This is a genomic window from Chitinophaga sp. G7 BAM 1005 (assembly GCF_057126945.1).
The window spans coordinates 2,116,451-2,142,275 of record NZ_CP181478.1; the positions used below are offsets into that span (position 1 = coordinate 2,116,451).

Sequence of the window (25,825 nt, forward strand, 5' to 3'; positions counted from 1 at the left end):
CAAAAATCGCCTACCCCACTATCCTCATCATAAAATCAACCGCATCCTTTGAATGCAACGCTGCTGTCGACTCCATCGTTATTCTCGCTGTTTCACCGGCCCTTGCACGCATTTGTTTTTCATACGCAGCAATGGCGGCATGCACATCCGGGAAGTTTTCCCCGGTAAGGCAGCGTCCTAATTCAAGGGCATCCAGCATCGCCATATTCACGCCTTCGCCTGCGTAGGGAGGCATCAGGTGGGCGGCGTCGCCGAGCATAGTGAGATTGGGCAGTGCGTTCCATGTTTGATCAAAGGGCATGCAGTATTGGGGGCGTGGTATGAAACTGGCGTTGGCATTTTCAAACAGTTCCAGCCAGATATTATCCCAGCCGGTAAAGGTTGCTTTAAACCAGGCTAATACCTGTGTTTTATCTGAGAAGTTGATGTTACTGGTTTTATACCAGTTTTCATCAGTATTTACGCCGGTATAAAACGCCAGGCTGCCGTCTCCTTTGGAACTTACGATTAATGATTGCGCATCACCGAGTGCAAATACTTTCCCTCCTTTCACGAGTGCGTTTATGTTTGGGCACATCGTTGAGGCATCATATACCGCGCCTTCCACAACGGTAACGCCTGCATAAAAAGGCTGGATGGGCGTGATATACGGACGGATCTTTGAGTTGGCGCCGTCTGCTGCAATCACGATGTCGGCGGTAGCGGTGCTGCCGTTTTTAAACATCAGCTGCCAGCCGTGCCCGTGTGGCGACATAGACACAAACTGGCTGTCCCATACAACGGTGTCGGGTTCCAGTGAATCCAGCAGTATTTCTTTGAGGGGGCCGCGGTCAATTTCCGGGCGCGATCTGTCTTCTCCACCGTTTTCATGGTCATCGAGAATAATGGCTGCGTGTTTATCAACGATGCGCAGCCGGTCGGCGCCCGGGCGGTAGCTGGCCCTGAATGCGTCCATCAGCCCGGCTTCTTCCAGTGCTTTTAATCCTGATTCTTCGTGGAGGTCCAGCGTGGCGCCCTGTACCCGTGCTTCCCGGTTCACGTCCCTTTCGTATACTGTTACGGCTGCGTTGTTCATTTGCAGGATCCTGGCAAGCGTTAATCCACCGGGGCCTCCGCCTACGATGGCTATTTTTTTGTGTTGAATGATGCTCATGCGCTTGTTTTATTTATTTCAGCATTCCTTTGATCACTGCTTCGCAGCAGTTGAGTATCACTTTTTCTGTGATGATCTGTTTGGGTCGTGCTGTGTAGTCAAAATATTCATTTACCAGTTCCAGCAGGGGCGCGAATAATAAGGCCCGGTAAACATCCTTGTGGAAGTTGCGGACTACGCCTTTTTTTACCTGTTGTTTAAAGAACTGGTGGATGGGTTTAAAATATTGTCCCTGTTCGATGTTAGCCTGCTGGTATGCTTTGTTGAGCAGGGGAGAAGTTTTCCCGTTCTGAAGCAATGCAAAGTGCGTCCTGTTGCGGGTGAGGTAGCGAAAGCTGTTTTGCCACAGCTTTTTTACGCCAGTTGCAAAATCCATGTTGGCGTGAAAATTTTCCAGCACGGCTGTTTCATAGGGCCCCAGTACTTCTTCAATAAATAATTTTACGAGAAGATCTTCTTTATCCTGGTACTTTATATAGATCGTTCTGGGCGATATGTTGGCCGCTTTTGCCAGCTTCTGCATGGTGAGGTTTTCCAGTCCCTCTTCAGCAATGATCTGTAATGCAATGGTGCGGATAGCTTCCTCTTTCTCCAGGTTTTTAGGTCTCATGCAATAAATGTTACTGCAAAGTAAGTAAATGTTTGTTTACTTACGAAATCTTTCTTCCGGGAGATAATAAAAAAAGCTGCCCCGGAACATCCCTGTTCCGGAACAGCCTCATCTTTCAGGTGCCACTATTAATTTTTTATTTCGCCGGGAATTACTTCCACTACCTGTTTCCTGCCACCCCGCAGTATGTCTACCGGGATCTTTCTGCCGATCTGTTTATCGGATAACAAAAGATGCAGGTCATCTACGGAAGTAACCGGTTTGCCATCGAAGGCAATGATGATATCGCCGATATGCAGTTCGCTGTTGTAGAAGTTGCCATCCGGAACGGTTTCAAACACGTATACACCCGTGTGAATATTGAGTTTGTTGGCGCCAATCATCCTGCTGCTCAGGTTTACCGGTTGTGCGGCGATGCCCAGCTGCGCCCTCCGGATCTTTCCGTGCAGGATCAGCTGACCGGCAATCTGTGCGGCCAGGTTGGAGGAAATGGCAAAGCAAAGTCCCTGTGCGGAAGCGATAACGGCGGTATTCACGCCAATTACCTGCCCCATAGAGTTGACCAGCGGGCCGCCGCTGTTGCCCGGGTTAAGGGCGGCATCGGTCTGGATCACATTGTCGATCAGCCGGCCATTGCTGGCCCGGAGCGTACGCCCCAACGCGCTCACCACTCCTGCGGTAACGGTGTACTGCAATCCCATCGGGTTACCAATGGCAATCGCAATTTGTCCTACCTGCAGCATAGAGGAGTCTGCCAGCGGCATCGCTTTCAATCCCGTTTCGTCGATCTTCAATACGGCAATATCCGTGGAAGGGTCGGCCCCCTTGATCTCAGCGTTTACCCGCCTGCCGTCTACAAACGACACTTTAATACGGTCGGCGTTTTCCACTACGTGGTTATTGGTAATGATAAAACCATCGGAAGAAATAATGAAGCCGGAACCGGCGCCTCCCTGCGCACGCCTTTCCCGCGTTCGCTGGTCGCTTACCTTCTTCTGTACTTCTATATGTACCACCGATTCGGCTACAGTACCCACTACGCCGGTAACGGTTTGAGAATAGGCATCTAATAAACTCCTATCGTTCGACGCCTGATGCGTAAGAAATGAAATTGAGTTATCCATAATAACCCAGCGGCTCAAATTTATTTCCAGTTTATTGCAGATGCCGTTTTGGCATCTGATGGGCCGGCTTTATGCCATCTTTACTTTTCAGCACTTGAAAATTATAATTATTTAGCTATTTTGACGGGGAATGTTTTTCGTCTAATAAGGAACTATGCCAGCAATTGATTTACAGGCACTGTGGGATGCGGTTTATAGGGCGGACGATCAGCAGTCGTTCCGGGAGTTGTTTAACCATTTTTACACCCGTTTAGTGCGTTTTGCAACGGATCTGGCTATCAGCAGGGAGGCGGCGGAAGAAATTGTGTCCGATGTATTTGTGCAGCTCTGGAAAAACCGCAGGGAAGGCGAACCCGTTCTGTATCTGAAAACATATTTATATACGGCCGTCCGTAACCGTTGTTACAATCACCACCGCGATGAAGGGAAGCACCGGTGGCTGGAGCTGGAAGCAGAAGATGCCCCGCTTTCCGGCGATGTGCACCCGCAGCTGGAGTGGAAGGAAATGCAACAGTGGCTCGATAAAGCCGTAGCCACGCTTTCCCCGCAGGGCCGCACCATTTTCCGGCTGATCCGGGAAGAAGGATTTAAATATAAAGAAGTAGCTATTCTCCTCGAAATTTCTCCCCGTACAGTAGAAACCCAGCTGGTACGCGCTACCAGCCGCCTGCGTGAAGCATTGCAGCAATACAGCAGGGACTTTGACCCTAAAATCCCCGTCCGTTAAATTTTTTTTCAACAGCTGTAAGTAATGAGGTCCCTTTTGGTGTCTCTCTACCTGGGAACATTTAAACAGCACCTATGCACCATCATCGCCTGGATGAATTAATGACTGCAAAACTGAGCGGCACGCTGGATGAAAGCGGCCGGCAGGAACTGGCAGACTTACTCCTGCAACACCCGGAATGGGCGCAGGAACTTTCTTTGCTGGAACAATACTGGAATACGGTACCTGAACCGGAAGCTCCTCCCGCTGCTGTTTTTAGTGAGATGATGGCTAAAGCGGAACCCGCCGGTAAAACAACCGTAAAAGTCGTGCACTGGTGGAAATGGGTAGCCGCGGCCGCCCTGATAGGGTTGCTGTGTGCTGTCAGCTACCAGTTGTGGAGTCCCCGTGATCAGCAAAAAGACCTGCAACTGGTAGAAACCCGCAACGGGGAACGCCGGCAGTTCCGCCTCAGCGATGGCAGCATGGTACACCTCAACGCATCCAGCCGTCTTACCTGCCGGCTGAATGACCGCACCCGCGAAATGTGGCTGGAAGGGGAAGCCTACTTTGATGTAGCCAGAGATGCGTCCCGCCCTTTTATTGTACACGCGGCCTCCATGAACATCCACGCACTCGGCACGGCGTTTAATGTAAAAGCCTACCCGGAAGATGCATTATATGAAACCACCCTGCTGGAAGGCGCTGTAGAAGTATATCTTGATAAAACGCCGGAACAGAAAGTATGGCTACGCCCGTACGAAAAACTGGCCATCAGCAGCCATACGGCGTTCCCATCTCCGGAAAAAAAATTAATGATAAAACCCGTAGTGTCGAAGGCAACAATGGCTAAGGCGGCGGCCCTACCGGCAATAGACAGCACCCTGTCGGAAACGGCCTGGGTGAGCAACCGCCTGCAATTTGAATCACTCAACTTTGAGCAACTCGCCAAACTGCTGGAACGCTGGTACGGCGTAAAAATAGAATTCAGAAACGAGGCAGTGAAAAGTTATGTGTTCAGCGGTTCCTTTGCTTCGGAAACCATTACCCAGGCATTACAGGCATTACAACTAACAGAAGAATTCCATTTTGATAATCAAAGCACGCGGATCATCATTTATTAAGCACATTCACTTAAAAACCGGTTATGAAAAACTAGAAAACCTATAAACAGTTCAATGAAAAAAGCACAGGAAATGCTACGAACATTCCCTGTGTGAAGGCTAATCAGCAAAGCGCCGGCCCCTTTGGACGGGATGGCAGGGCCTTGCTATTGTATCACCTATCATCACAAATTTATGGAAAAAGTCAACCAATCGGATGCATGCCGGCGAAGAACGGTCATGCTCAAGCATTTGATCATTATGAAGCTATCATTCTTTATTGTCTTACTTTCCTGTATGCAGGTGGCAGCCACCGGGTACTCCCAGAAACGCATCAGCATCCATGTAAAGGATACGGAAATAAAAAAGGTACTGGACCGCATCGCCGGCCAGTCTGATGTACGTTTCCTTTACAGCAACCGTAAAGTAGACCTTCAGCAGCGTGTAAGTATCAATGCGGCGGAAGAACCACTGGAAAAGGTGCTCGACAAAGTACTGGCGGGCAGCGGCTTTGCCTGGAAAGAACTGGAAGGACACCTGGTGGTGATCATCCCCGAAAATACCGCCTGGGAAAACATCCGCATAAAAGGACACATCTCCGGCGCCGATGACCATGCCTCCCTGCCCGGCGTTACAGTACAGGTAAAAGGTACCGCTATCGGTACCCTCACCGACGAAAACGGTCACTTCTCCCTTGATGCTCCCGCCGGTGGCACACTACTGTTCCGCTATGTAGGCTATGAACCCCTGGAACTGCCGGTGAAAGCCACAATGGAAGTACAACTGAAAAAATCTTCCAGCGCCCTCACAGAAGTAGTGGTGATCGGATACGGCGTAACCCAGAAAAAAGACCTCACAGGATCTATCGTCAGCATCACCCCTAAAGAATTTAATAAAGGCATCATCACTAACCCCGTCCAGGTGTTACAGGGAAAAGTAGCCGGCCTGGTGATCAGCAAACCAGGCGGTAACCCCAACGGTAAAATCAGTATCAGCCTCAGAGGCGCCTCCTCCCTGTCGGCCAGCAGCCAGCCACTGTTCGTGGTAGATGGGATCCCCGGCATCGACATCAACGCCGTACCACCGGATGATATCGTATCTATTGATGTGTTGAAAGATGCATCCGCAGCAGCCATCTACGGTTCCAGGGGCGCAAATGGCGTTATCATCGTTACTACCCGTCGCGGTAAAGAAGGCGCCACCCAGGTATCCTACAGCGGTTATATTGGTATGGAGAAGATGTCCAACACCTACGATGTACTCAGCGCCGGCGACTACCGCAAATACCTGAAGGATAATAATATCGACGCATCGGCATTTGACCTCGGCGCATCTACCGACTGGCAAAAAGCCATCACCCGCACAGGTATCAGTCATAGTCACAACTTATCCATGAGCGGCGGAAAAGACAATACCCGCTACAGTGCCTCTGTAAACTATCTCAACAACGAAGGCGTAGTGATGAACTCCGGACTGGAACGTATCATTGGCCGCATTACCCTCGACCAGGGCGTATTCGACAACCGCCTCCGCCTGGGCCTCTCCATGAACTATGTAGGAGAGAAGAATAAATACATAGGCGCCGATCCGGATGGCAACGGCGATAACCGCATATGGGAGCAAACCATCGCCTATAATCCTACAGCGCCTATCTATAATGCCGATGGCTCCTGGTTTGAAAAACTGGATATCAACGACAACTACAACCCCGTTGCATTGGCCAACCAGATCAAACACCAGCGGGCACTCAATAGATTTATAGGCTCCGCAAAAGCTACGTATGATATTACCAGCCACCTTACTTACGACCTGTTACTCGGACTGGAACGCGCTTCCAGCGACCGCGGTTTGTACTATTCAAAAGAATCACCGGTGATAGAAGGAGCAGGCAGCAACGGTACCGCCACCTGTGCTTCGCAAACCTGGGATAATAAAACACTGGAAACTTATTTCACCTACAACCAGCAATGGAAGAAGAATGTATTGAAAGTAACGGCCGGTTATTCTTATCAAAACTTCTTTAGAAACAACATGTCGGCCGGTAACACCCAGTTTGTATCCGATATCTTCAGCTATAATAATCTTGGTGCAGGCCAGGGCGATCAGCCCGCAGTTACTTCCGGCGCAGAGGAAAACTCGCTGGTATCCTTCATCGGTCGCGTATTCTATAGCTACAACGATAAATACCTGCTCACCGGTACAGTACGCCGCGATGGTTCCACCCGTTTTGGTAAAGATAAAAAGTGGGGCACCTTCCCCTCAGCTTCAATGGCATGGCGTATTACGCAGGAACCCTTCCTGCAAAACAGCAGCTGGCTGCAGGACCTGAAATTTCGTGTAGGCTATGGCGTTACCGGTAACCAGGAAATACAAAACTATAAATCCCCGCTTACTTACAGTCCGGGTGGTAAAGTACTGGACAACGGCCGCTGGGTAACTTCTTACCAGATCGGGCAAAACGAAAATCCAAACCTTCGCTGGGAATCTGCTGCCCAGTTTAACGCTGGCTTCGACTTCACCATGTTCAAAGGACGCCTGAGCGGAACACTGGAATACTATGATAAACGCACCAAAGACCTGCTGTTTAATTACAACGTGCCTTCGCCGCCTTACCTGTTCCCGTCGATGCTCGCCAACGTAGGCAAGATCAGCAATAAAGGAGTGGAGCTGTCGCTCAGCGGCGCTATCATTGACCGCAAGGATTTTAGCTGGAACGCTTCCTTCAACATCTCGCGCAATTACAACGAGATCCTTTCCATCGCCAACGACCAGTTCAAAAGCGATGCTATTTATGATGGTACCGTAGGCGCGCGTGGTCTCACCGCCGTGCAGATCGTAAAAGTAGTACCCGGTTACTCTATCGGTACCTTTTACATTCCGCACTATACCGGTATTGACGCCAACGGCAACCAGCAGTTTGAAGACATTGACGGCAGCGGCAGTTTCGACTTCCGCAGCGATAGCCGCGTAGCGGGTAACGGGTTGCCCAAATACCAGGCAGGATTAGCCAATACCTTCCGCTATAAAAACTTTGACCTGAACTTTTTATTACGCAGTCTTTTTGGCTACCAGATTTTCAACGCCACCGACCTTGTACTGAGCGATCGCTTCAGCCGCTTACCCGGCCGCAATGCGATGGCGAAATACGCCAGCAGCGATATCCGCGGCACCTATGTATCGGACCGCTTTATTGAGAACGGCGCCTTCCTGCGGCTGGACAACTTCTCCCTGGGTTATAGTATCCCCGCCGCCAACAGCAAGCTGTTTGCCAACCCGCGGGTATATATCTCCGGGCAAAACCTGTTCGTGATCACCAAATATTCTGGTCTGGATCCGGAACTGCCTATCGACGGCCTCGCTCCGGGTATTGATAACCGTAACGTATATCCGAAAACACGCTCTTTTGCAGTAGGCTTTACGATGAACTTTAAATAAAAACCATCGATATGAAATCAACATTCTTTAAATATACCCTGCTGGCCGGCATGATCTGCTCGGTTTTCAGCTGCACCAAACTCGACGAAACATTTTACGACAGAGGTACCGACGACAACTTCCTCAAAACAGAAGATGAACTCAACGCCTTTGCCAACGGCGCCTACGCCAAAATGCGCGGGTACCGCGACAGCTACTGGAAAATGAACGAAGTAACCACCGATGAAACCACCGTACCTTCCCGCGGGGCGGACTGGAATGAGGGTGGCCTGTGGCGTGTACTCATCAGCCACGAGTTTCCCATCACGCACCAGTATATCAACGATATGTGGAACTTTATTTACCGCGATGGCGTGAACCCGGTAAACGCCATCCTGCAAAAGCTGGAAGGTTCTTCCGTGGTGCTTCCCACCAAAGACCAGATCATCGGGCAAATGAAAGTACTGCGTGCATTTCATTACTACCTCGCTATGGATGCCTTTGGCAATGTGCCGGTAGTCACTTCTTTTGAACAAACGGAACCTCCAAAGAATACTCCACGCGCACAGGTGTTCACGTTTATTGAAAAGGAGATCAAAGACAACCTGGCCGTATTACCATCTGCCCTGGATACAAAAAACTATGGTAAAGTAACCAAAGGTATGGCCTTTATGCTGCTGGCAAAACTATACGCCAACGCAGAAGTGTATACCGGTACCCAACGCTGGGCAGACTGTATTCGTATGTGCGACTCCGTTACTGCCACAGGCTACCAGCTGGAACCAGATTACTTTGCTAATTTCTCTACCAAAAATGAAAACTCCAAAGAGAATATCTTCGTGGTGCCTTATGATGCCATCAATGCCAAAGGCATGATGCTGCACTATCTTACCCTGCATTATAACAGCCGTTATACCTACGGTTTGCCCAGCTCGCCGTGGAATGGCTGGTGTACGCTGAAAGCATTCTATGAAGCATACGAAGACGATGATAAACGCAAAACCATGTTCCTCGAAGGACAACAATATGCGCAGGATGGTACCCCTCTGAAAACAGAACAGGGCGCGCCGCTCATCTTCTCCCGCACCATTGGCGACCTTGCCAATGCCACGCAAACAGAAGGCGTACGTATCGTTAAATATGAAATCCAGAAAAATACCGCCTATTCTGATCAGGATAATGATCTTGTTATTTTCCGTTATGCAGATGCACTCCTGCTTAAAGCAGAAGGCTTGCTGCGTACCGGTCAGGCCGGACCGGCGCTCACCCTTGTAAACCAGGTGCGTGCCCGCAGCTTTGAAACCGCTAAACCGCTGCTTACGCTTACACTGGATAATCTCCTGGCAGAGCGTGGCCGCGAGTTTATCTGGGAAGGCTGCCGCCGTCAGGACCTGGTCCGCTTTGGTAAATGGAACGGCACCTGGCAGTTCCACCCGGCTGATCAACCGTTCCGGCAATTGTTTCCTATTCCACAGGCACAACTGGACGCCAATCCTAACCTGGTGCAGAACCCGGGATATAAATTATAAAAAAGCAGGACCGGCCATCACAGCCGGTCCTGCTTTTTTTACGGACGTGGTATTTCTGTTTTTACTTCATGCCCGTGGTTGCACCACGGACCATTGTTCCCATTGTTCCATTGTCGTATAGCCATTCGGGTGAGAAGCACGTTGGCCGCAATGAATAATACAATCACCAGTATAGAAGCTACTTTAGTGATAGTGCGAAGGGCCGGTTTTTTTGAGAAACCGCCAAAAACATAACCGATAATAAATACCATGCTGGCAGCAAACAGCACACGCAGCAGGATAATAATTCCAAATCCCATGATCATTCTTTTTAAAGGTTATTTAATTTTTCCCAGTAACTGCTGATCATCAGCCCTGCCCCAGTGCGGGTACACATCAGTTCCTGGGTTGACCAGCTTTTGCAGGCTTTCGGTAGCCAGTTTCTTTGCCTGTTCCTTATCGCCGCCCCACATTTTGGGAGTGTAGTATTTTACCCATGCTGATACATATAATGCCCGTGGATTGCCGGGTTCGAGCACCAGCGCCTTTTGCAGCATTTGTCCGGACAGTACGCCGTATTTGCGGCCATACGTCATTGGATTGATGAATACTTTGGTGCGGTATACCATACTCAGCACAGTGTATACTTCTGCCAGCTCCTTCTTTTGGGTAGTGCTGTCCAGCAGCGAGAGCGCTTGCTGCACCTGTGCTTCCCCACGGTCGGCAAAGGGCTCAATCTTTTCGCCGTCGTCCTGCAGCAGGAAACCGATCTTTGCATTACACAATGCTGCATAGTAGGGTGGCAGCCATGCGGGTTGTTCGTTGATACCGGAAAATGTTTTCTCCAGCACCTGGTAGTCTTTTACGGTTTGTGCCTGATCCAGTTTGGTTACCGCCTGTTGTAATGCATTGGATTGCGCCATGCCGCTGTAATAGCATACTACTGCGAGAAGCGCACAGATAAATAGCTTTTTCATGTTGATGTGTGTTTAATTTTTTATAAATTATTATTAAGGAAGTCGTCGGTACGGTCTATACCGAAACTCATAAATACGCCGATGAAATAGCCACGTGTAGCCGGCAGCGTTACCGGTTCTTTTAATTGTCCGTTTGCACTGTATTGATACCCGAACACCTGTTTGGTACCAAAGAGGTTATTAACTCCCATCGCAAAGCCGGAGAAATCTTTCCACTTCCGGTTTTTAAAGAAGGAGCAGAGGTAAGCTATATGCAGGTTAGCAACGTTATACGCCTTAGTGGTACCCTGATCGGTGATGCCGTGGGTATTGATATGATAGTAAGGACGTCCTGCTGCCAGCGCCCAGGAAACATTCACATTGGTGCTGATCTCCCGGAAAAACTTTTTAATAGCCACCGTAGTGGTATGCGGCGCTGTAAAGGAGGGCCGGAGTGAGTAAGGATAATCAAGATAATGGCGTTTGGTATCCAGGTAGGTATACGTTATCCAATAGTCCAGGTCCTTGATACTTTTTTTATCCCGCCAGAAGAGTTCCAGTCCCTGCGAATAGCCGTTCCCGTTATTACTCAGGGCAGGTGTTGTTTTTACCAGGTGGTGATACTTTTTATAATACAGCTCTGCACGGAAGAAGCGGTTGTTCGCTTTTTTAGTGTAGTTCAGCACATAATGGGTAGCGCTGGAAAAGTTGAGATCACGATACTGGTACAGAAAATCGTTAGCCGGTTCCTGGTAAAAGATACCATACGCCAGGTTAAACTGGCTGGCATCGGGCAGGCGGTAAGCAATGCTGAGCCTGGGCGCTACCACCAGCTTACGCAATACAGAAGCATACTCCATCCGCACACCGGCTTTGGCGGCAAGGTTAGGGGCGAGGTAAATATCGCCTTCTGCAAAAATGGCCGACAGGTGATCCGTTAATGCAAGGACGCTGTCGTTGGACATGCCTTTATCACGGGTATAGAAATGTTCACCGCCAAAACGCAGCGCCTGTCCTTTGGAGAAGAAGCGGGTGAATACAACCCTGGCCTGTGCAAAATCAGTGCGGATGGTTCTGTTGCCTGTTTTATAAGGGAGAGATGAAGCAACAGCATTGCCTTTCGCATCTGTGAGACTGTTGGCCGTAGCTTCCCGGTTATAGCTGTACACTGCGCCGAGGTCCATCTTCCAGTTGTTGTTCAGGTAGCTTCGGAAGCTGAGGTTATTGTAGCTGTTCCAGCCGCGTACCTGGTAACCGGCGTTAAGCGCGGCGCTGTCGATGTCTGGTTTATACATGCCTGCATTGCTGTAGCTCCAGTTGCTGTATAGTTTGAGCATACCTGTTTTGCCGGTACGTATCCTGAAGTTGAAGTTAGCATCTGTATAGGAGGGGCCGGCGAAGTAGTCAGGTACCTGCGGTACTACACTGTTATACAATGATTGATTGCTGTAATTCAGGTTCACGCCATAACTGCTTTTGTTATTCTGTGCCAGATGCTGGAAGCCTGCGCCCAGGTTAGCCGGGAAGATGCTGAAGCTGGCGGAGGTTTTTTCCGGCAGGTCGGTGCTTTCCATGATAAGTGCGCTGCTCATGGCGGAGCCATATAACGCAGAGTAACCGCCTGAGCTGAAGAGGATGCCTTTGAACAGGAAGGGGTTGATCCGTGCATATTGTGGTACACCGGGAACAGTGGGGTAGTTGGGTGTTTTAAGCAGGGTGCCGTCGATGAACTGCCGGGTTTCATCGCCGGTACCGCCGCGTACAAAAAGCCCTGATTGTTCCCCGATCTGTTGGGCGCCTGGCAGGGAGCGCAACGCCTGTGAAATATCGGCGTTACTGCCTGCTACCGTGACGGCATCAATAGGGGTAAGCGAAGCGCCTTTGGCGCGGTCGCTGGCTTCAAAGCTGCCGGCGCTTACCACTACTTCCTGCAGGGGACGTTTGCTTTTTATAGTGGTGTCCTGTTTGCTTTGCGCTATGGCGGCGAAAGGAAGCAGTGCGATAAAAAATAACCCTGTTTTCATGACGGTTAGTATTATAACCGCAAAGCTACCGGGAAGAATTACCGGTATTTTGGAGAGTAGACGGGAAGGGGAATTGTTGCGACAAAACCGGGACGGTTCAGGATTGCAGCATCCTGTTTACATTCTCTTTATAGAATTCACTCACGGCTATTTCAATGTTGCCGATGCATACCAGGTCGCGCTTAACGGTCGTAATTTTCTTCACCGCCACGAGGTAGGATTTATGTGTGCGGATAAAAGCGCCGGCAGGAAGTTTCTCTTCCATTGCTTTCATGGTCATGCGGGTGAGTATGGGTTTGGCGGTACCGGAGAGGTGTATCTTGATATAATCTTTCAGTGCTTCTATATAGGTAATGTCTGCTGTGAGGATCTTTACCTGCGTGTATTCCACATTTACAAAGAAAGAATGTTCTTCCACGGGCGCCGGCTTTTTCAGGCGGAACAACTCACTGGCACGGTTACACGCTTTCAGGAAACGTTCAAAGGAAAAGGGTTTAAGCAGGTAATCCACTACCTGCTGGTTAAATCCTTCCAGTGCGTATTCTTCATAGGCGGTAACAAGAATCACCATCGGCGGTTGTTGAAGCGATTGCAGCAGCTGCAGGCCATTCAACCGGGGCATCTGTATATCCAGGAAAAGCAGGTCAATAGGCTCCTGCTGTAGTACTTCCAGCGCTTCCATTGCATTGCGGCAGGTTTTTACCAGTTGCAGGAAAGGCACCTGCCGGATATTATCTTCCAGCAGTTCCCTTACCAGTTGTTCATCATCTACGGCTATACAACGTATCATGTGAGCTTCAGTGTTAAGGTGATATGAAACAGCGGCGGTTCATCCCTGATCTGCAGCTGATGCCGCTCGGGGTAAAGCAATTGCAGTCTTGTTTTTACATTCGCCAAACCAATGCCTGAGTTCTCGTCCTTGCTGGCGTTGGGATCATTGTCGTACTCATTCAGCACTTCAAAGATAAGTACATCTCCTTTCATCTCCAGTTGTATATCAATAGCCGGATGCGGCGTATAGCCGGTACCGTGCTTGAAAGCGTTTTCTACAAATGGAATCAGCAGCATGGGTTCTATGGTATAGTTGCCGGCAGCCTCATTGGTAGCCATCTTCACGTTAATGGACACTTCGTTGCCGAAACGCAGTTTTTGCAGGGCGATGTAACTGTTGAGATACAGTATCTCCTGGGAAAGCAGCACCTTTTTACCGGTGTCGTACAGCATATAACGCATCAGGTCGGATAGCATGATGAGCGCCGGTTCCAGCTGATCGGATTTTTTCCTGGCCAGTGATACCAGGTTGGTGAGTACATTAAACAGGAAATGCGGACTCACCTGCGAACGCAGGAACTTCAGTTCCGAACTGAGCTGCTCCGCCTGTTGTTCCTTTTGCCGCCTTTCTGCACGCAACCTTTCTGTTACACGGCAATATATCAGGCTGACAAGATATATACCTGTTGATGGGCCAAATACAAATTTATACGCCGCCCGATCCCGGAGCAGATCCGGGAACCAGTGCGCCATGATTATATATTTTAACTGGAAAGATAAAAATACCAGGAGGAGTACCGTAAGAAAATAGAGCCACCAGTACCGCCTGTTCCAGAACCGGGGATATAACACCAGGGCATGAATATAAAAGATGGCCATATGGATAACACCGCAGATAGAAAAGAACAAACCAGGCATACTGCCTATCCGGTAGCTGCTGTCCGCATTGGAAACGATATAGGGCAACAACAGTATTACACTCCATATAACAATATGCAGCGTGATTGTAATTTTTTTCAGAGAGATATTTTTTTTCATCTGCTGTCAGGATAAAGCTACTGATTTTTATAAAGCTAGGCGCATTAACGGCCTTCATAAAGATAGAATAGACATCCCCGGTAAATGTGCCGGCAACACCTGGAAATAGCGCGACAGGGAAGTATTTATTATATTCAGAGAAAATACCATTATTATAGGTGAACGCAATGATTAATTTTGAGCACCACTAAGATCTAAATTTCCTGTTATGATAAAACGCAGTATCGGGATGCTCATTTTGCTGATGATCGCCTCCCTGGTTTTTGCCCGGCAATATGAAGCCAACTGGAACTCTCTCAACAAACGCGGTATTCCTGCCTGGTTCAGCAACGCCAAGTTTGGCATCTTTATTCACTGGGGGGTGTATGCAGTGCCCTCTTATGCCGTAGTAGGACCCGGTGGTTATTCCGAATGGTACTGGCACAACCTGAGAGGCGCCAAAGAAGGGTCCCATCAGCAGGTACAGGCATTTCATGATAAGAATTATGGTAAGGATACACCGTATGAAAACTTTGAAAGCCAGTTTACCGCTTCACTGTATAATCCGCAGCAGTGGGCAGAAGTGTTCCGCCGCTCCGGCGCTAAATATGTAGTGCTTACCTCCAAACACCATGAAGGCTACTGCCTGTGGGATAACAAACAGGCAAATGAATCCTGGGGCCATTCCTGGAACGCTGTTACGGGAACGCCTAAACGCGATTTGCTGGGCGATCTTACAGACGCCGTGCGTAAGGAAGGGTTGAAGATGGGCTACTACTATTCCCTGTACGAATGGTTTAATCCGCTCTGGTTAAAAGATAAACAGCGGTATGTAAAGGAAGTGATGACGCCTCAGTTCAAAGACCTGGTAACCCGTTACAAACCTTCTATTATATTTTCAGATGGGGAATGGGAGCTGACAGATACCGCCTGGCAAAGCCCTTCGTTGCTGGCCTGGCTGTTTAATGAGTCGCCGGTAAAAAATGAAGTAGTGGTAGATGACCGCTGGGGCAGTAATACCCGTGGTAAAAACAATGGCGCCACCTATCTTACTTCTGAATACGGCAGCGGCATGCAACCGGGTGTTATCTGGGAAGAGAGCCAGGGTATCGGGCAATCATACGGCTATAACCGTATGGAAACAGCCGACGACTACAAGAAAAGCGCCGACCTGGTGCTGATGCTGGTAGACATTGTATCCAGGGGCGGCAACCTCCTCCTGGACATCGGTCCCACGGCAGACGGCCGTATTCCCGTGATCATGCAGCAGAAGCTGCTTGATATTGGCAAATGGCTGGAAGTAAACGGCGAAGCGATCTACGACTCCAAACCCTGGAAGATAAGTCAGCAATGGAGCGCCGGCAAACGCCCGGAAACAAAGGAAGCCAGCTTTATGTCGGGCTACAACATTTCCCAGCTGGTGAAAAAATCTGATCAGCATGCCAACGTGGAACTATTCTTCACCCAAAAACCAGGCGCATTATACTGCTTTGTGCCTTCCTACCGTCAGCAGGTGTGGATCCGTAACTATACACCGGCCAAAGGCGCTGTAGCGAGTGTGCTGGGCAGCAATAAAGCCATCAGGTGGCAGCAGAAGGGGAAAGACTGCCTGGTAGACCTCTCGTCCCTGCATCCCGGGGATGCGCCGGAAGGCTTGCTGGTAGTGAAAATGAAAGGATAATACCTGTTACATACCCGGCACAGAGAGAAGGCAACCTGTCTTCTCTTTGCTATTTTTACCGTTGCCGTAGTTTTCTTAAAAAAGAATTTTAAAAAGTATATTTTTAAAGGAACAGAAAATCATTTTCTTTCCGATGCGCTCGAATTTCACCTATGGGTTGATAGTTTCCACGTTATTACTATCCTGCACCTCAAAGAATGCTGCTCACCGCACCTGGCAGGTGTATGGTGGCAGCAGGGAAAATATTCACTATAGCGCCTTAACAGAACTGGATACCGGTAATGTTTCACAATTAAAAATAGCCTGGGAATACCGCACCGGCGACACCGCAGAGCGGACACAGATCCAGGTAAACCCAATAGTGGTGGGCGAAAGGCTGTATGGCGTTTCTCCGCAGCTGAAATTATTTGCGGTACATGCGGCTACCGGTAAGCCTTACTGGACCTTTGATCCCGTGAAGGCCGGTGAAAAGAACGCCTTCCAGTTTAACCCCTGCAGGGGCATTACTTACTATGAAAACAACGGCAAAGAACAACGCATTTTTTATACCGCCAGTAGCCGGCTATATTGCATAGACGCCCTGAACGGTATGCCTGTAAATACTTTCGGCGACAGCGGGTATGTGGACCTTCACCGCGATATGGGCCGCAATATGGATCAACTGGATATCACTTCCACCACACCGGGCGTTATTTATAAAGATCTGCTGATTGTAGGCACCCGCGTAGGAGAAGCCGCCGGAGCGGCTCCAGGCTATATCCGGGCCTACGACGTGCATAACGGCCGGCTGAAATGGATTTTTCATACCATCCCGCAGCCGGGAGAAGAAGGCTACGATTCCTGGAATGACAAAGATGCCTGGCAACATACCGGAGGAGCTAACTCCTGGGCAGGCTTCAGTGTTGATGAAGAAAAAGGCATCGTGTATGCGCCGGTAGGATCCGCTACAGACGACTTCTACGGCGGCAAAAGACCCGGCAATAACCTGTTCGCCAACTGTGTACTGGCACTGGATGCCGCCACCGGTAAAAGGATCTGGCATTTCCAGACGGTGCATCACGACCTGTGGGACAGGGACCTGCCAACCGCTCCAATGCTGGTAACCGTAAAAAAGGAGGGTAAACCGGTGGAAGCAGTAGTACAGGTTACAAAAACAGGATTCATTTTCCTGCTGGACCGTCGTACGGGCCAGCCTTTATACCCCGTAACGGAAATGCCTGTACCGGCAGACACGGCGTTGCCCGGGGAATGGGTGTCGCCCACACAGCCGGTACCCACTTTTTTTAAACCATTTGTGCGGCAGTCGCTGTTGGAGCAAGACCTGAACACATTGATACCGGATTCGTCTTACGCGGATATCAGGGCGCGGCTGGCATCCTATAAAACCGGCCGGCTTTTCATGCAGCCTTCCAAACAGGGCACGGTGATCTTTCCCGGCTTCGATGGCGGTGCAGAATGGGGTGGGCCGGCAGCAGACCCGGAAACGGGCATCCTATATGTAAACGCCAGCGAAATGCCCTGGGTGCTCACGATGGTGGAAACAAAGGACCCGCATATCCCGGTTACGGAAACACAACTCCAGGCAGGTAAACGGTTGTATACCGCCAATTGTATGTCGTGCCACGGACCGGAGCGAAAGGGGGGTGGTAATTTCCCATCTCTCTTAAATATTCATACAAAATACACAGAAACAACGTTAGCGCAACTGGTAAATACCGGCAGAAGAATGATGCCCGCGTTCAAACAACTGGACAGCATCGAACAGCAGGCGCTGGCTGTTTTTTTACTGGATGTAAAGCCGAAACAACAACAACCGTTTACAGCGCCGCGGAAAAACGTAGACGCATATACGAATTTACCTTACCGCAATACCGGTTATAATAAATTTTTAACGAAAGAAGGATACCCGGCTGTAATGCCGCCCTGGGGCACACTGAGCGCCATTGACCTCAACACGGGAAATGTGTTATGGAAAGACACCCTGGGCGATTACCCCGAACTGAAAGCAAAAGGTATCCACAGCGGTACAGAAAATTACGGGGGCCCCGTGGTAACCGCCGGCGGACTCCTGTTTATTGCGGCTACCGCCGATAGTAAGTTCCGGGCGTTTAATAAAAGAACAGGACAGCTGTTGTGGGAAGTTGATTTGCCCGCCTGTGGTTTTGCCACACCGGCAGTATATGAAGTGGAAGGAAAACAATTTGTGGTGATCGCCTGTGGTGGTGGTAAACTGGGAAAGAAGCCGGGAGATACATACCTGGCATTTGCCCTTTAATAGCAATCATTCAACAATCAAAATATCTTTTATTATGAGCATTTCAAGAAGAAATTTCCTGTTGAAAGGGAGCCTGGCGATCGCCGGCTCAGCACTACTGTCAAAGGATCTGCTGGCTGCCGCTGTACGCAGGCCGGTGCTGGGCATACAGCTGTATTCTATCCGCGATGATATGAAAAAAGATCCGTCGGGTACGCTCAAACAGATCGCGGCTATGGGCTATAAAAATGTAGAACATGCCGGATACAGCTCACGGAAATTTTATGGGTACTCCGCCGCAGCATTTAAAAAACTCCTGGACGATCTCGGGTTATTGATGCCAAGCGGACATACCGTAATGGGCAAACAACATTGGGATGCCGCAAAGAATGACTTCACGGACGAATGGAAATATACCGTGGAAGATGCTGCCATCGTAGGACAGCACTATGTGATCAGCCCGTGGCTGGATGAAAGTCTGCGTAAAAACTACGACGACTTCAAAGCCTATATGGACGTATTCAATAAAAGCGGCGCCTTATGTAAAAAATCAGGTATGAAGTTCGGCTATCATAACCATGATTTTGAATTCAGCCAGCAACTGAACGGACAAAAAATCTTTGACCTCATCCTGCAAAACACCGATCCTTCCCTGGTAGCGCAGCAACTGGATATTGGCAATATGTATCACGCCGGCGGTATCGCATTGGATATTATAAAGCAGTACCCTGGCCGTTTTGAGCTGATGCATGTAAAAGATGAAATTAAAACAGACAAAGGTGAAATGGGCGGTAAATACGAAAGCACCGTATTGGGCAAAGGTATTATACCGGTGAAAGAAGTAATTGATCTCGGTAAGAAATCCGGTGGGACCAAACATTTTATTATTGAGCAGGAGTCCTACCAGGGACAGGCCCCGCTGGATGCTGTGCGCGACGACCTGGTCGTAATGAAGAAATGGGGTTATTAAAACCAGTAAAATAATTTTTAGGAACAACGATTGTGTTATGAAGATGAAAATGATGCCCGCTATTGCGGCGCTGCTGTTATCCGCAGGCATGAGCTTTGCGCAAGCGCCCCGTGCTTTTAAAACATGGACACCAGCCACCACCGACAGTGTATATGCGCTGGAAGGACAGGGATGGAAAACAGGACTGAAAAACTATTACGACCGCCTGCCGGCTATATCAGAAAAAGAAGTACGGCCGCCGGTGTGGAACTTGTCTAACAACAGCGCAGGACTCAGTCTCCGCTTCAGAACAGACGCGGATGAAATAGTGATCAGGTATACCGTTTCCGGGCCTGCGGCCCTGCCACATATGGCCGCCACCGGCGTAAGCGGGGTAGACCTCTACGCCAAAAGCATCGACGGACAATGGATGTGGTGCGCCGGGAAATATAACTTCCGCGATACCATCGTATACCGGTTTACACGCCTGAAAAAGCATGATCAATATGTAAAGAATATCGATTATACGCTTTACCTGCCGTTGTATAATTCCGTAAAGTGGCTGTCTGTTGATGTACCGGAGGAAAGCATATTAAAACCCCTGCCCGTACGTAAAGCCGCGCCCATTGTGGTATATGGTACCTCCATTGCCCAGGGCGCCTGCGCATCGCGGCCCGGTATGGCCTGGACTAATCTCCTTTCCCGGCAGCTGGAAACGCCCGTGATTAATCTCGCGTTCTCCGGCAACGGCCGCCTGGAGAAGGAAGTGCTCGACCGGGTGGCCGAACTGGATGCCCGTCTCTTTGTGCTGGATTGCCTGCCCAATCTCACCGGCGCCCAATACGCCGGCGCTGAGCTGAAAAAACGTATCACCAATGCCGTTACATTTTTGCAGCAGCAACGGCCCGGCACACCCATCCTGCTCACGGAACACGACGGGTACACCGACGGTGAAATGGACTCCACCCGCAAGGCCGCGTATACGCAGGTGAACATCACCCTGCGCGAAGTAAGAGACTCCCTGTTGAAAGCCGGCGTGAAAAATATCAGCCTGCTCACAAAGGAAGAAATAGGGCAGGACATTGAAAGCATGGTAGATGGTACTCATCCCAACGACATTGGCATGATGCACTACGCTAACGCCTATGCGGAAAAAATCCGTGAAATTTTTCATGAAGAAAGTGGTAATACGGTTACCACCACGCCCATCACGCAACGCCGCGATGCCGCTAACTACAACTGGGAAACCAGGCATGAAGAAGTATTGGCCTGGAATAAAGCACACCAACCCAAAGTAGTGTTTATAGGCAACTCTATCACCCACTTCTGGGGCGGCAACCCCGTGGCAAAATTGCGTACGGGCGCCAGCTCATGGGATAAATATTTTGAACCCAAACAGGCCGTGAATATGGGTTTTGGCTGGGACCGGGTGGAAAACGTATTATGGCGTGTACAGCACGGCGAGCTGGATGGTATTAGGCCGGGCTATATTGTATTAATGATTGGTACCAACAACCTGCAGGCAAACACCGATGAGGAGATTGCTGATGGCATCAGGTACCTGTTGCAGCAAATACGGGCCAGGCAGGACGCTGCTAAAATTATACTGATGGGCATCCTGCCCTGCCGCAATAAGGAAAGCAGGGTAGTACGTATCAATCAGCTGATCGCAAAACGCGCCGCCGGTAAAAATATCCGGTATGTGGATGCGGGAAAACTGTTCCTGAAACCGGACGGAAAAATTGAAGAACAATTGTTTACCGATGGGCTGCATCCTAATGAAACGGGATATGAGAAATTAGGCGCGCTGATCAACAGCTTCCTGAAAATGTAATGTGAATCAGCGCCGCAGGTGATCATCCTGCGGCGCTTTCGCTTTTCCCTTCGAGCCAGTTTTTGAATTCAGAAACCCTTTCACGGCTAATAATAACATCAGTATCAGTAAAACGGTGCCTCTTACATTGAGCATAATAATATCGTCTATCCGTTCCAGTGAGGTGTGGGTAATGGAAGAAGTACCGCCGATGCCGGCGTTGTTGATCAGGAAATTGATGTCGTGCCCGCACGTAATGATCTGCAGTTGTTGTTTCAGTACATCGGCGATGAGCGTGTATTTAATATCTGGCATACATTTTATTTTCAAGCAGGCTTTTGAATTTTGTCATGGTCCTGAACAGGTTATCATGAATAATAGGATCGGATACCTATGCCACTGGTATACCAGCCGGCCATTGATTACCTGTTGAACTGTAGGATTAAGCCGTTGACCTGTAACTAAACCGGGGATATGAATAATAGAGAAATATTTATATATCATTTTATGGAGAAGTACTGGCGATATTTTATTATTTTGTTCGCCGGCGCGCCATTTGCTCCTGAAAATCAGCTTTGAACATGAAAAAATACCTGCTGGCCATCGCCATTGTATCTACTGCTATTCCCGTTACTGCACAGCAAATATGCCCGGTGATCCCTTTGCCCGTAAAAGCAGAGAAGGGGCGCGGCGTTTTTGAAATCAACGCACAATCCACTATCAGCTGGGAAGACACTTCCCTGATTTCGCTGGCTACCTGGCTGCAGCAGGAACTGCTCCGCCGTTATCATATCAATGTTCCGCTGCAACGGAAGTCCGGCAGCACCGTTATCTTACTGGAAAAGAAATCCGCTGCTAACATAGATGCCTATACGCTTATCATGAATAAGCAAACCGCCACTATTTCGGCAGGCGCACGGGAAGGCGTGTTTAACGGTATCGTCAGCCTGTTGCAGCTGACCGCTGTGGCGCCGGCATCCGGAAAAGCTTTACACGTATCCTGCTGGAACATTACCGATGCCCCGCAATACGCATGGCGCGGCCTGATGCTGGATGAGTCGCGGTATTTTTTTGGTAAAGAGAAAGTGAAGTCCATCCTCGACTGGATGGCGTTTTATAAACTGAACCGTTTTCACTGGCATTTAACAGATATGCCCGGCTGGCAGCTGGAGATCAAAAAATATCCTTTGCTCACCACCGTTGGCGGCATCGGCAATATCAGTGATCCCCAGGCGCCTGCGGCCTATTACACCCAGAACGATATCCGGGAAATAGTAGCCTATGCGAAAGCGCGGTGCATAGATATTATTCCTGAAATAGATATGCCGGGTCATGCCGGGGCCGCCAACAGGGCTTATCCTGCATTCGACGGTGGCGGTACGGCAAAGTATCCGCAGTTCACCTTTAATCCCGGCAGGGAAGGAACTTACTCCTACCTGGCGGATATACTAACGGAAACGGCTCAACTGTTTCCCGCAGGGCTCATTCACCTCGGCGGCGACGAAGTAACCTTTGGCAATGCCGGCTGGGACCAGGATACCGGTATCATCCGGTTAAAAGAAGCACACGGCCTGAAAGACCGCAAACAGGTAGAGGATTATTTTATTCAACGTATGGCCGATACCGTTTTAAAATTGCATAATAAAGTAATGGCATGGGATGAAATAGCCACCGCCTCCCTGCCGGCCGACAGTACCATTGTATGCTGGTGGCGTCACGAAAAGCCGGAGAACCTGGCAATGGCATTCAAGAAAGGGTATTCCGTAGTACTATGTCCACGGTTACCGTTTTATTTTGATTTTGTCCAGGACAGCAGTCACAGAATCGGGCGCAGATGGAAAGACGGTGAATTTAATCCTTTACAATCTGTATACGATTTCTCCGCTGCTGCTGTTCCTGCCACACGGGGGAATGAATCCCTGATATCAGGCGTGCAGGCATGCCTGTGGTCAGAAACCATTCATAGTAACAACCGGCTGGATTTCCTGCTTTTTCCCCGCATTGCTGCGCTCGCGGAAACCGCCTGGACCCAATCCCCGGCAAAAGACTTTAACGGCTTTAAAACCCGTTTAAAAGCGCAGCTGCCGCTATATGCAAAGGAGCATCTCTATTACTTTGATATTTTCCAGCCGGGCAAACACCATGAGTCGGGCAAAGCGGCTGCTGGTTATATTGACTGATGTGTCGGTTTTGTTCTATTTCCGGAAATGGGAGGGAAGTAATATTGCAATGGGATTAAAAATACCCGGTTAGCGTAATGAAGACTTTTATACTGGCGCTTGCCACCATCACCACCGCCCTGGTAGCGGGTTTATTTTATGCGTTTGCTGTTTCCGTGAATATTGCATTTGCGCAATTGCCGGATGCTGCCTATATAACAGCTACCCAGGCAATCAATGTGGCCATTGTGAACCCGGCCTTTATAGTGAGTTTTTTAGGCGCGCCGGTATTGTTGCCGCTGGCTACCTGGCTCAATGCCCGGCCTGCTTTTACCCGCCGCAGCGGGTACCTCCTGGCCGCTACGCTGATATTTGTGATTGGTTCTTTCGGGGTAACGGTACTCGCCAATATTCCCCTCAACGATAAGCTGGCGGCCTTTCATACAGAAGGGGCTTCGGCGGCGCAACTGCATGATATGCGCGCGGCGTTTGCCACGCCGTGGAATAACTGGCATCTTGTGCGCACGCTGGCAGGGATTGCCGCATTGGTATTGCTGGTGATGGCCTGTTTACAACGCGATGCCAAAAGCTAATCACGCGAAGCTTAAATGCTTTTTGTAAATTTAGGGTAATGCATTACCAAACCATTCCACCACCACCCCATCTTGCACACGTCATCCGGTTCTTCTGGGTGCTGGAAGGGAACACGGGTTACACGCATTACAATATGGCCGATGCCTGCGTGGAGCTGGTGTTTCATTACCGCGGGCTGTTCGATGAAATAGCGGATAACGGCGATACCAGTAAATCGTTTACCTCCGGCGTGCAGGGCGCCACACACATCCTGCGCAGGTATATCATTAATGCAGGCTTCAGTATTTTTGGTGTGTATTTTTACCCGCAGGCCATTCCATTGCTGTTTAATATCTCCGCCGCGGATCTCGCCAATACTACCGCTGAATTAAGATACCTGCTGAAAGGTGAAGGCAGCATCCTCGAAGAAAAGATCATGCTGGCGAAAAATAACCGGGAGCGTTGTGATATCCTTTGCCGGTTTACAGAGCAGCGGCTGGCAGCCAGCCGCGTAGCGGATCTGCCGGTTTTTGCGGCTATCAGGGATATCATTCATCACCGGCCTTCCATGAACATACAGTCTCTTTCACAGGCATACTATTTGTCGGAGCGGCAGTTTGAGCGCCAGTTCAAACAGTACGCAGGACTATCCCCCAAATTGTTTTCAAGGATTGTCCGTTTCCAGTCGGCCACCGCCTTTTACAACCGGCAGGTGATGAGCCTGGGCCGCCTTGCGCTCGAATGCGGGTATTATGATCAGTCGCATTTTATCAGCGACTTCCGCGCTTTTTCAGGTATGCATCCCAAACAGTATTTCTCCGGCCGCTCCGGGGCCACCGACTGGCGCGACTAACAAGAATGTCGGTTTCTTCCAATTTTATCAGGGGATACTATTGCAATTTTGTGCAAGAGACGTTTAACCTTAAAATAAAATGTTATGAAATTACCAGAAAGACATCAACAGGTAATGCCGTATCTGATCCTGAAAGATGCAGAAGGCTTTTTTGATTTTACCGGTAAGGTATTTGGAGCAAAAGAGCATCACCGGAGCTACAGGGAAGGTACCAAAGAACTCATGCATGGCGAAATCAGTATCGGCGGCAGTGTTATTATGTTTGGCCAGTCAAACGCCAACTGGGGTACCGACAATGCAGGACTGTTCATTTACGTGGAAGATGCCGATGCTACTTTTAAAAAGGCGCTGGCAGAAGGCGCTACAGAAGTAATGCCGGTAACAAAGCAGTCGTACGGCAAATCCGGCGGTGTAAAAGATCCGTTTGGAAATACCTGGTGGATTACAACGCCATAAAGGATAATTTTTTACATGGAAAGGACTGGCAGAACGCTGGTCTTTTTTACATTTGCTAACTGAACCCAAATCACTCCAATCATGTTATCTACCGTTATTACCGAAATAAAAAAAGTAGAACATGGCTTTAAACATATCCTGGAAGCAGGTGATAACTTACTAAAAGACACCAGCCAGGATCACCTGAAAACAGCCGCCATACTGATAGCCGGGGAAAGCTACCAGGAACGTATGCTGGGCACGTGGTTGCTCGGACTCCTCTCTCCGGCAAACAATAAGGCATTAACATGGCTGAAAACAAAAATAGTGGCAGACGATAACTGGCGAGTACAGGAAATGCTGGCCAAAGCCTTTGATCACTATTGCAGCAGTATCGGCTATGAAAAAGCACTCCCGGAAATCAGGCTATGGCTGAATGATCCGCATCCCAACCTGAACAGGGCCGTGGTGGAAGGGCTCCGTATCTGGACCGCACGCCCTTATTTTAAGGAACATCCGCAAACGGCCATCCGGATGATCAGTAAACTGAGATCGAAGGAAAGTGAATACCTGCGTAAATCTGTGGGAAATGCTTTAAGGGATATCAGCAAAAAGCACCGGGAACTGGTGCTGGAAGAGGTGGAAGGGTGGAACCTGGAGCAACCGCGTATCGCATTTGTTTATAAACTTGTTATGAAGGAATAAGCGGAGGGAATTCCCTC

At 49.4% G+C, this 25,825-nt stretch carries 22 protein-coding genes; 13 read left to right on the forward strand and 9 right to left on the reverse strand.

From position 1 onward, the window contains the following. Positions 1–10: 10 nt before the first annotated feature. The 3 genes from ACMXI2_RS08540 to ACMXI2_RS08550 form a co-directional block, all read right to left on the reverse strand. Positions 11–1,153 carry an FAD-dependent oxidoreductase gene (locus ACMXI2_RS08540; RefSeq protein WP_483781266.1) on the reverse strand — a complete coding sequence of 381 codons (1,143 nt, stop codon included), beginning with the start codon at positions 1,151–1,153 and terminating at the stop codon, positions 11–13. 13 nt (positions 1,154–1,166) lie between these two features. Further along, positions 1,167–1,763, reverse strand: a complete 597-nt coding sequence (locus tag ACMXI2_RS08545) for a TetR/AcrR family transcriptional regulator (protein WP_483781267.1) — start codon at positions 1,761–1,763, stop codon at positions 1,167–1,169. A 128-nt stretch (positions 1,764–1,891) separates the two neighbouring features. Beyond that, entirely contained in the window at positions 1,892–2,887 is a 996-nt protein-coding gene (locus ACMXI2_RS08550) for a S1C family serine protease (protein ID WP_483781268.1), read from the reverse strand. Positions 2,888–3,041: 154 nt separating this feature from the next. Here ACMXI2_RS08550 and ACMXI2_RS08555 point away from each other — a divergent pair, with 154 nt between their 5' ends. The 4 genes from ACMXI2_RS08555 (at position 3,042) to ACMXI2_RS08570 (ending at position 9,639) form a co-directional block, all read left to right on the forward strand. Next, positions 3,042–3,614, forward strand: coding sequence for an RNA polymerase sigma-70 factor (locus tag ACMXI2_RS08555; RefSeq protein WP_483781269.1), 573 nt, complete (start codon positions 3,042–3,044; stop codon positions 3,612–3,614). 74 nt (positions 3,615–3,688) lie between these two features. Then, positions 3,689–4,717 carry a FecR domain-containing protein gene (locus ACMXI2_RS08560; RefSeq protein ID WP_483781270.1) on the forward strand — a complete coding sequence of 343 codons (1,029 nt, stop codon included), beginning with the start codon at positions 3,689–3,691 and terminating at the stop codon, positions 4,715–4,717. 240 nt (positions 4,718–4,957) lie between these two features. Then, positions 4,958–8,131 carry a TonB-dependent receptor gene (locus ACMXI2_RS08565; RefSeq protein ID WP_483781271.1) on the forward strand — a complete coding sequence of 1,058 codons (3,174 nt, stop codon included), beginning with the start codon at positions 4,958–4,960 and terminating at the stop codon, positions 8,129–8,131. 11 nt (positions 8,132–8,142) lie between these two features. Continuing rightward, entirely contained in the window at positions 8,143–9,639 is a 1,497-nt protein-coding gene (locus ACMXI2_RS08570; RefSeq protein ID WP_483781272.1) for a RagB/SusD family nutrient uptake outer membrane protein, read from the forward strand. A gap of 38 nt (positions 9,640–9,677) precedes the next feature. Here ACMXI2_RS08570 and ACMXI2_RS08575 read toward each other — a convergent pair whose 3' ends face one another. From ACMXI2_RS08575 to ACMXI2_RS08595, 5 genes are all read right to left on the reverse strand, one after another. After that, positions 9,678–9,938 carry a hypothetical protein gene (locus ACMXI2_RS08575; protein ID WP_483781273.1) on the reverse strand — a complete coding sequence of 87 codons (261 nt, stop codon included), beginning with the start codon at positions 9,936–9,938 and terminating at the stop codon, positions 9,678–9,680. Between the two features lie 18 nt (positions 9,939–9,956). After that, a complete protein-coding gene (locus tag ACMXI2_RS08580; protein ID WP_483781274.1) occupies positions 9,957–10,595 on the reverse strand; it encodes a hypothetical protein in 639 nt (212 codons plus the stop codon). Between the two features lie 20 nt (positions 10,596–10,615). Next, positions 10,616–12,598, reverse strand: a complete 1,983-nt coding sequence (locus ACMXI2_RS08585) for a TonB-dependent receptor plug domain-containing protein (protein ID WP_483781275.1) — start codon at positions 12,596–12,598, stop codon at positions 10,616–10,618. A 97-nt stretch (positions 12,599–12,695) separates the two neighbouring features. Then, positions 12,696–13,388 (reverse strand): LytR/AlgR family response regulator transcription factor, encoded by a 693-nt coding sequence (locus tag ACMXI2_RS08590; protein ID WP_483781276.1) that lies wholly within the window; start codon positions 13,386–13,388, stop codon positions 12,696–12,698. Continuing rightward, positions 13,385–14,407: a sensor histidine kinase gene (locus ACMXI2_RS08595; RefSeq protein WP_483781277.1), complete on the reverse strand. Its 1,023-nt coding sequence runs from the start codon at positions 14,405–14,407 to the stop codon at positions 13,385–13,387. The genes ACMXI2_RS08590 and ACMXI2_RS08595 overlap by 4 nt, the downstream gene beginning before the upstream one ends. Before the next feature lie 208 nt (positions 14,408–14,615). Here ACMXI2_RS08595 and ACMXI2_RS08600 point away from each other — a divergent pair, with 208 nt between their 5' ends. From ACMXI2_RS08600 to ACMXI2_RS08615, 4 genes are all read left to right on the forward strand, one after another. After that, a complete protein-coding gene (locus tag ACMXI2_RS08600; RefSeq protein WP_483781278.1) occupies positions 14,616–16,067 on the forward strand; it encodes an alpha-L-fucosidase in 1,452 nt (483 codons plus the stop codon). Positions 16,068–16,200: 133 nt separating this feature from the next. Next, a complete protein-coding gene (locus ACMXI2_RS08605; RefSeq protein WP_483781279.1) occupies positions 16,201–18,342 on the forward strand; it encodes an outer membrane protein assembly factor BamB family protein in 2,142 nt (713 codons plus the stop codon). Positions 18,343–18,376: 34 nt separating this feature from the next. Then, positions 18,377–19,291 (forward strand): sugar phosphate isomerase/epimerase family protein, encoded by a 915-nt coding sequence (locus ACMXI2_RS08610; protein ID WP_483781280.1) that lies wholly within the window; start codon positions 18,377–18,379, stop codon positions 19,289–19,291. Between the two features lie 37 nt (positions 19,292–19,328). Continuing rightward, entirely contained in the window at positions 19,329–21,104 is a 1,776-nt protein-coding gene (locus ACMXI2_RS08615; protein ID WP_483781281.1) for an SGNH/GDSL hydrolase family protein, read from the forward strand. Positions 21,105–21,110: 6 nt separating this feature from the next. On the opposite strand, the gene ACMXI2_RS08620 is transcribed toward ACMXI2_RS08615, so the two are convergent. After that, positions 21,111–21,398 (reverse strand): SDR family NAD(P)-dependent oxidoreductase, encoded by a 288-nt coding sequence (locus tag ACMXI2_RS08620; protein ID WP_483781282.1) that lies wholly within the window; start codon positions 21,396–21,398, stop codon positions 21,111–21,113. A 266-nt stretch (positions 21,399–21,664) separates the two neighbouring features. On the opposite strand from ACMXI2_RS08620, the gene ACMXI2_RS08625 reads away from it, so the two are divergent. The 5 genes from ACMXI2_RS08625 (at position 21,665) to ACMXI2_RS08645 (ending at position 25,808) form a co-directional block, all read left to right on the forward strand. Next, complete coding sequence (locus ACMXI2_RS08625) at positions 21,665–23,263, forward strand: beta-N-acetylhexosaminidase (RefSeq protein WP_483781283.1); 1,599 nt, start codon at positions 21,665–21,667, stop codon at positions 23,261–23,263. A gap of 77 nt (positions 23,264–23,340) precedes the next feature. After that, complete coding sequence (locus ACMXI2_RS08630; protein WP_483781284.1) at positions 23,341–23,835, forward strand: anthrone oxygenase family protein; 495 nt, start codon at positions 23,341–23,343, stop codon at positions 23,833–23,835. Positions 23,836–23,873: 38 nt separating this feature from the next. Next, a complete protein-coding gene (locus ACMXI2_RS08635; protein ID WP_483781285.1) occupies positions 23,874–24,668 on the forward strand; it encodes a DUF6597 domain-containing transcriptional factor in 795 nt (264 codons plus the stop codon). Between the two features lie 84 nt (positions 24,669–24,752). Continuing rightward, on the forward strand, positions 24,753–25,124 hold the full coding sequence (locus ACMXI2_RS08640) for a VOC family protein (protein ID WP_483781286.1): 372 nt from the start codon (positions 24,753–24,755) through the stop codon (positions 25,122–25,124). 81 nt (positions 25,125–25,205) lie between these two features. After that, positions 25,206–25,808: a DNA alkylation repair protein gene (locus ACMXI2_RS08645; RefSeq protein WP_483781287.1), complete on the forward strand. Its 603-nt coding sequence runs from the start codon at positions 25,206–25,208 to the stop codon at positions 25,806–25,808. The last annotated feature ends 17 nt before the right edge of the window (positions 25,809–25,825 follow it).

Coding starts and splice junctions, on each gene's coding strand:
- ACMXI2_RS08540 (WP_483781266.1), bottom strand. CDS start 1,153: ATGAGCATCATTCAACACAAAAAAATAGCCATCGTAGGCGGAGGCCCC.
- ACMXI2_RS08545 (WP_483781267.1), bottom strand. CDS start 1,763: ATGAGACCTAAAAACCTGGAGAAAGAGGAAGCTATCCGCACCATTGCA.
- ACMXI2_RS08550 (WP_483781268.1), bottom strand. CDS start 2,887: ATGGATAACTCAATTTCATTTCTTACGCATCAGGCGTCGAACGATAGG.
- ACMXI2_RS08555 (WP_483781269.1), top strand. CDS start 3,042: ATGCCAGCAATTGATTTACAGGCACTGTGGGATGCGGTTTATAGGGCG.
- ACMXI2_RS08560 (WP_483781270.1), top strand. CDS start 3,689: ATGCACCATCATCGCCTGGATGAATTAATGACTGCAAAACTGAGCGGC.
- ACMXI2_RS08565 (WP_483781271.1), top strand. CDS start 4,958: ATGAAGCTATCATTCTTTATTGTCTTACTTTCCTGTATGCAGGTGGCA.
- ACMXI2_RS08570 (WP_483781272.1), top strand. CDS start 8,143: ATGAAATCAACATTCTTTAAATATACCCTGCTGGCCGGCATGATCTGC.
- ACMXI2_RS08575 (WP_483781273.1), bottom strand. CDS start 9,938: ATGGGATTTGGAATTATTATCCTGCTGCGTGTGCTGTTTGCTGCCAGC.
- ACMXI2_RS08580 (WP_483781274.1), bottom strand. CDS start 10,595: ATGAAAAAGCTATTTATCTGTGCGCTTCTCGCAGTAGTATGCTATTAC.
- ACMXI2_RS08585 (WP_483781275.1), bottom strand. CDS start 12,598: ATGAAAACAGGGTTATTTTTTATCGCACTGCTTCCTTTCGCCGCCATA.
- ACMXI2_RS08590 (WP_483781276.1), bottom strand. CDS start 13,388: ATGATACGTTGTATAGCCGTAGATGATGAACAACTGGTAAGGGAACTG.
- ACMXI2_RS08595 (WP_483781277.1), bottom strand. CDS start 14,407: ATGAAAAAAAATATCTCTCTGAAAAAAATTACAATCACGCTGCATATT.
- ACMXI2_RS08600 (WP_483781278.1), top strand. CDS start 14,616: ATGATAAAACGCAGTATCGGGATGCTCATTTTGCTGATGATCGCCTCC.
- ACMXI2_RS08605 (WP_483781279.1), top strand. CDS start 16,201: ATGCGCTCGAATTTCACCTATGGGTTGATAGTTTCCACGTTATTACTA.
- ACMXI2_RS08610 (WP_483781280.1), top strand. CDS start 18,377: ATGAGCATTTCAAGAAGAAATTTCCTGTTGAAAGGGAGCCTGGCGATC.
- ACMXI2_RS08615 (WP_483781281.1), top strand. CDS start 19,329: ATGAAGATGAAAATGATGCCCGCTATTGCGGCGCTGCTGTTATCCGCA.
- ACMXI2_RS08620 (WP_483781282.1), bottom strand. CDS start 21,398: ATGCCAGATATTAAATACACGCTCATCGCCGATGTACTGAAACAACAA.
- ACMXI2_RS08625 (WP_483781283.1), top strand. CDS start 21,665: ATGAAAAAATACCTGCTGGCCATCGCCATTGTATCTACTGCTATTCCC.
- ACMXI2_RS08630 (WP_483781284.1), top strand. CDS start 23,341: ATGAAGACTTTTATACTGGCGCTTGCCACCATCACCACCGCCCTGGTA.
- ACMXI2_RS08635 (WP_483781285.1), top strand. CDS start 23,874: ATGCATTACCAAACCATTCCACCACCACCCCATCTTGCACACGTCATC.
- ACMXI2_RS08640 (WP_483781286.1), top strand. CDS start 24,753: ATGAAATTACCAGAAAGACATCAACAGGTAATGCCGTATCTGATCCTG.
- ACMXI2_RS08645 (WP_483781287.1), top strand. CDS start 25,206: ATGTTATCTACCGTTATTACCGAAATAAAAAAAGTAGAACATGGCTTT.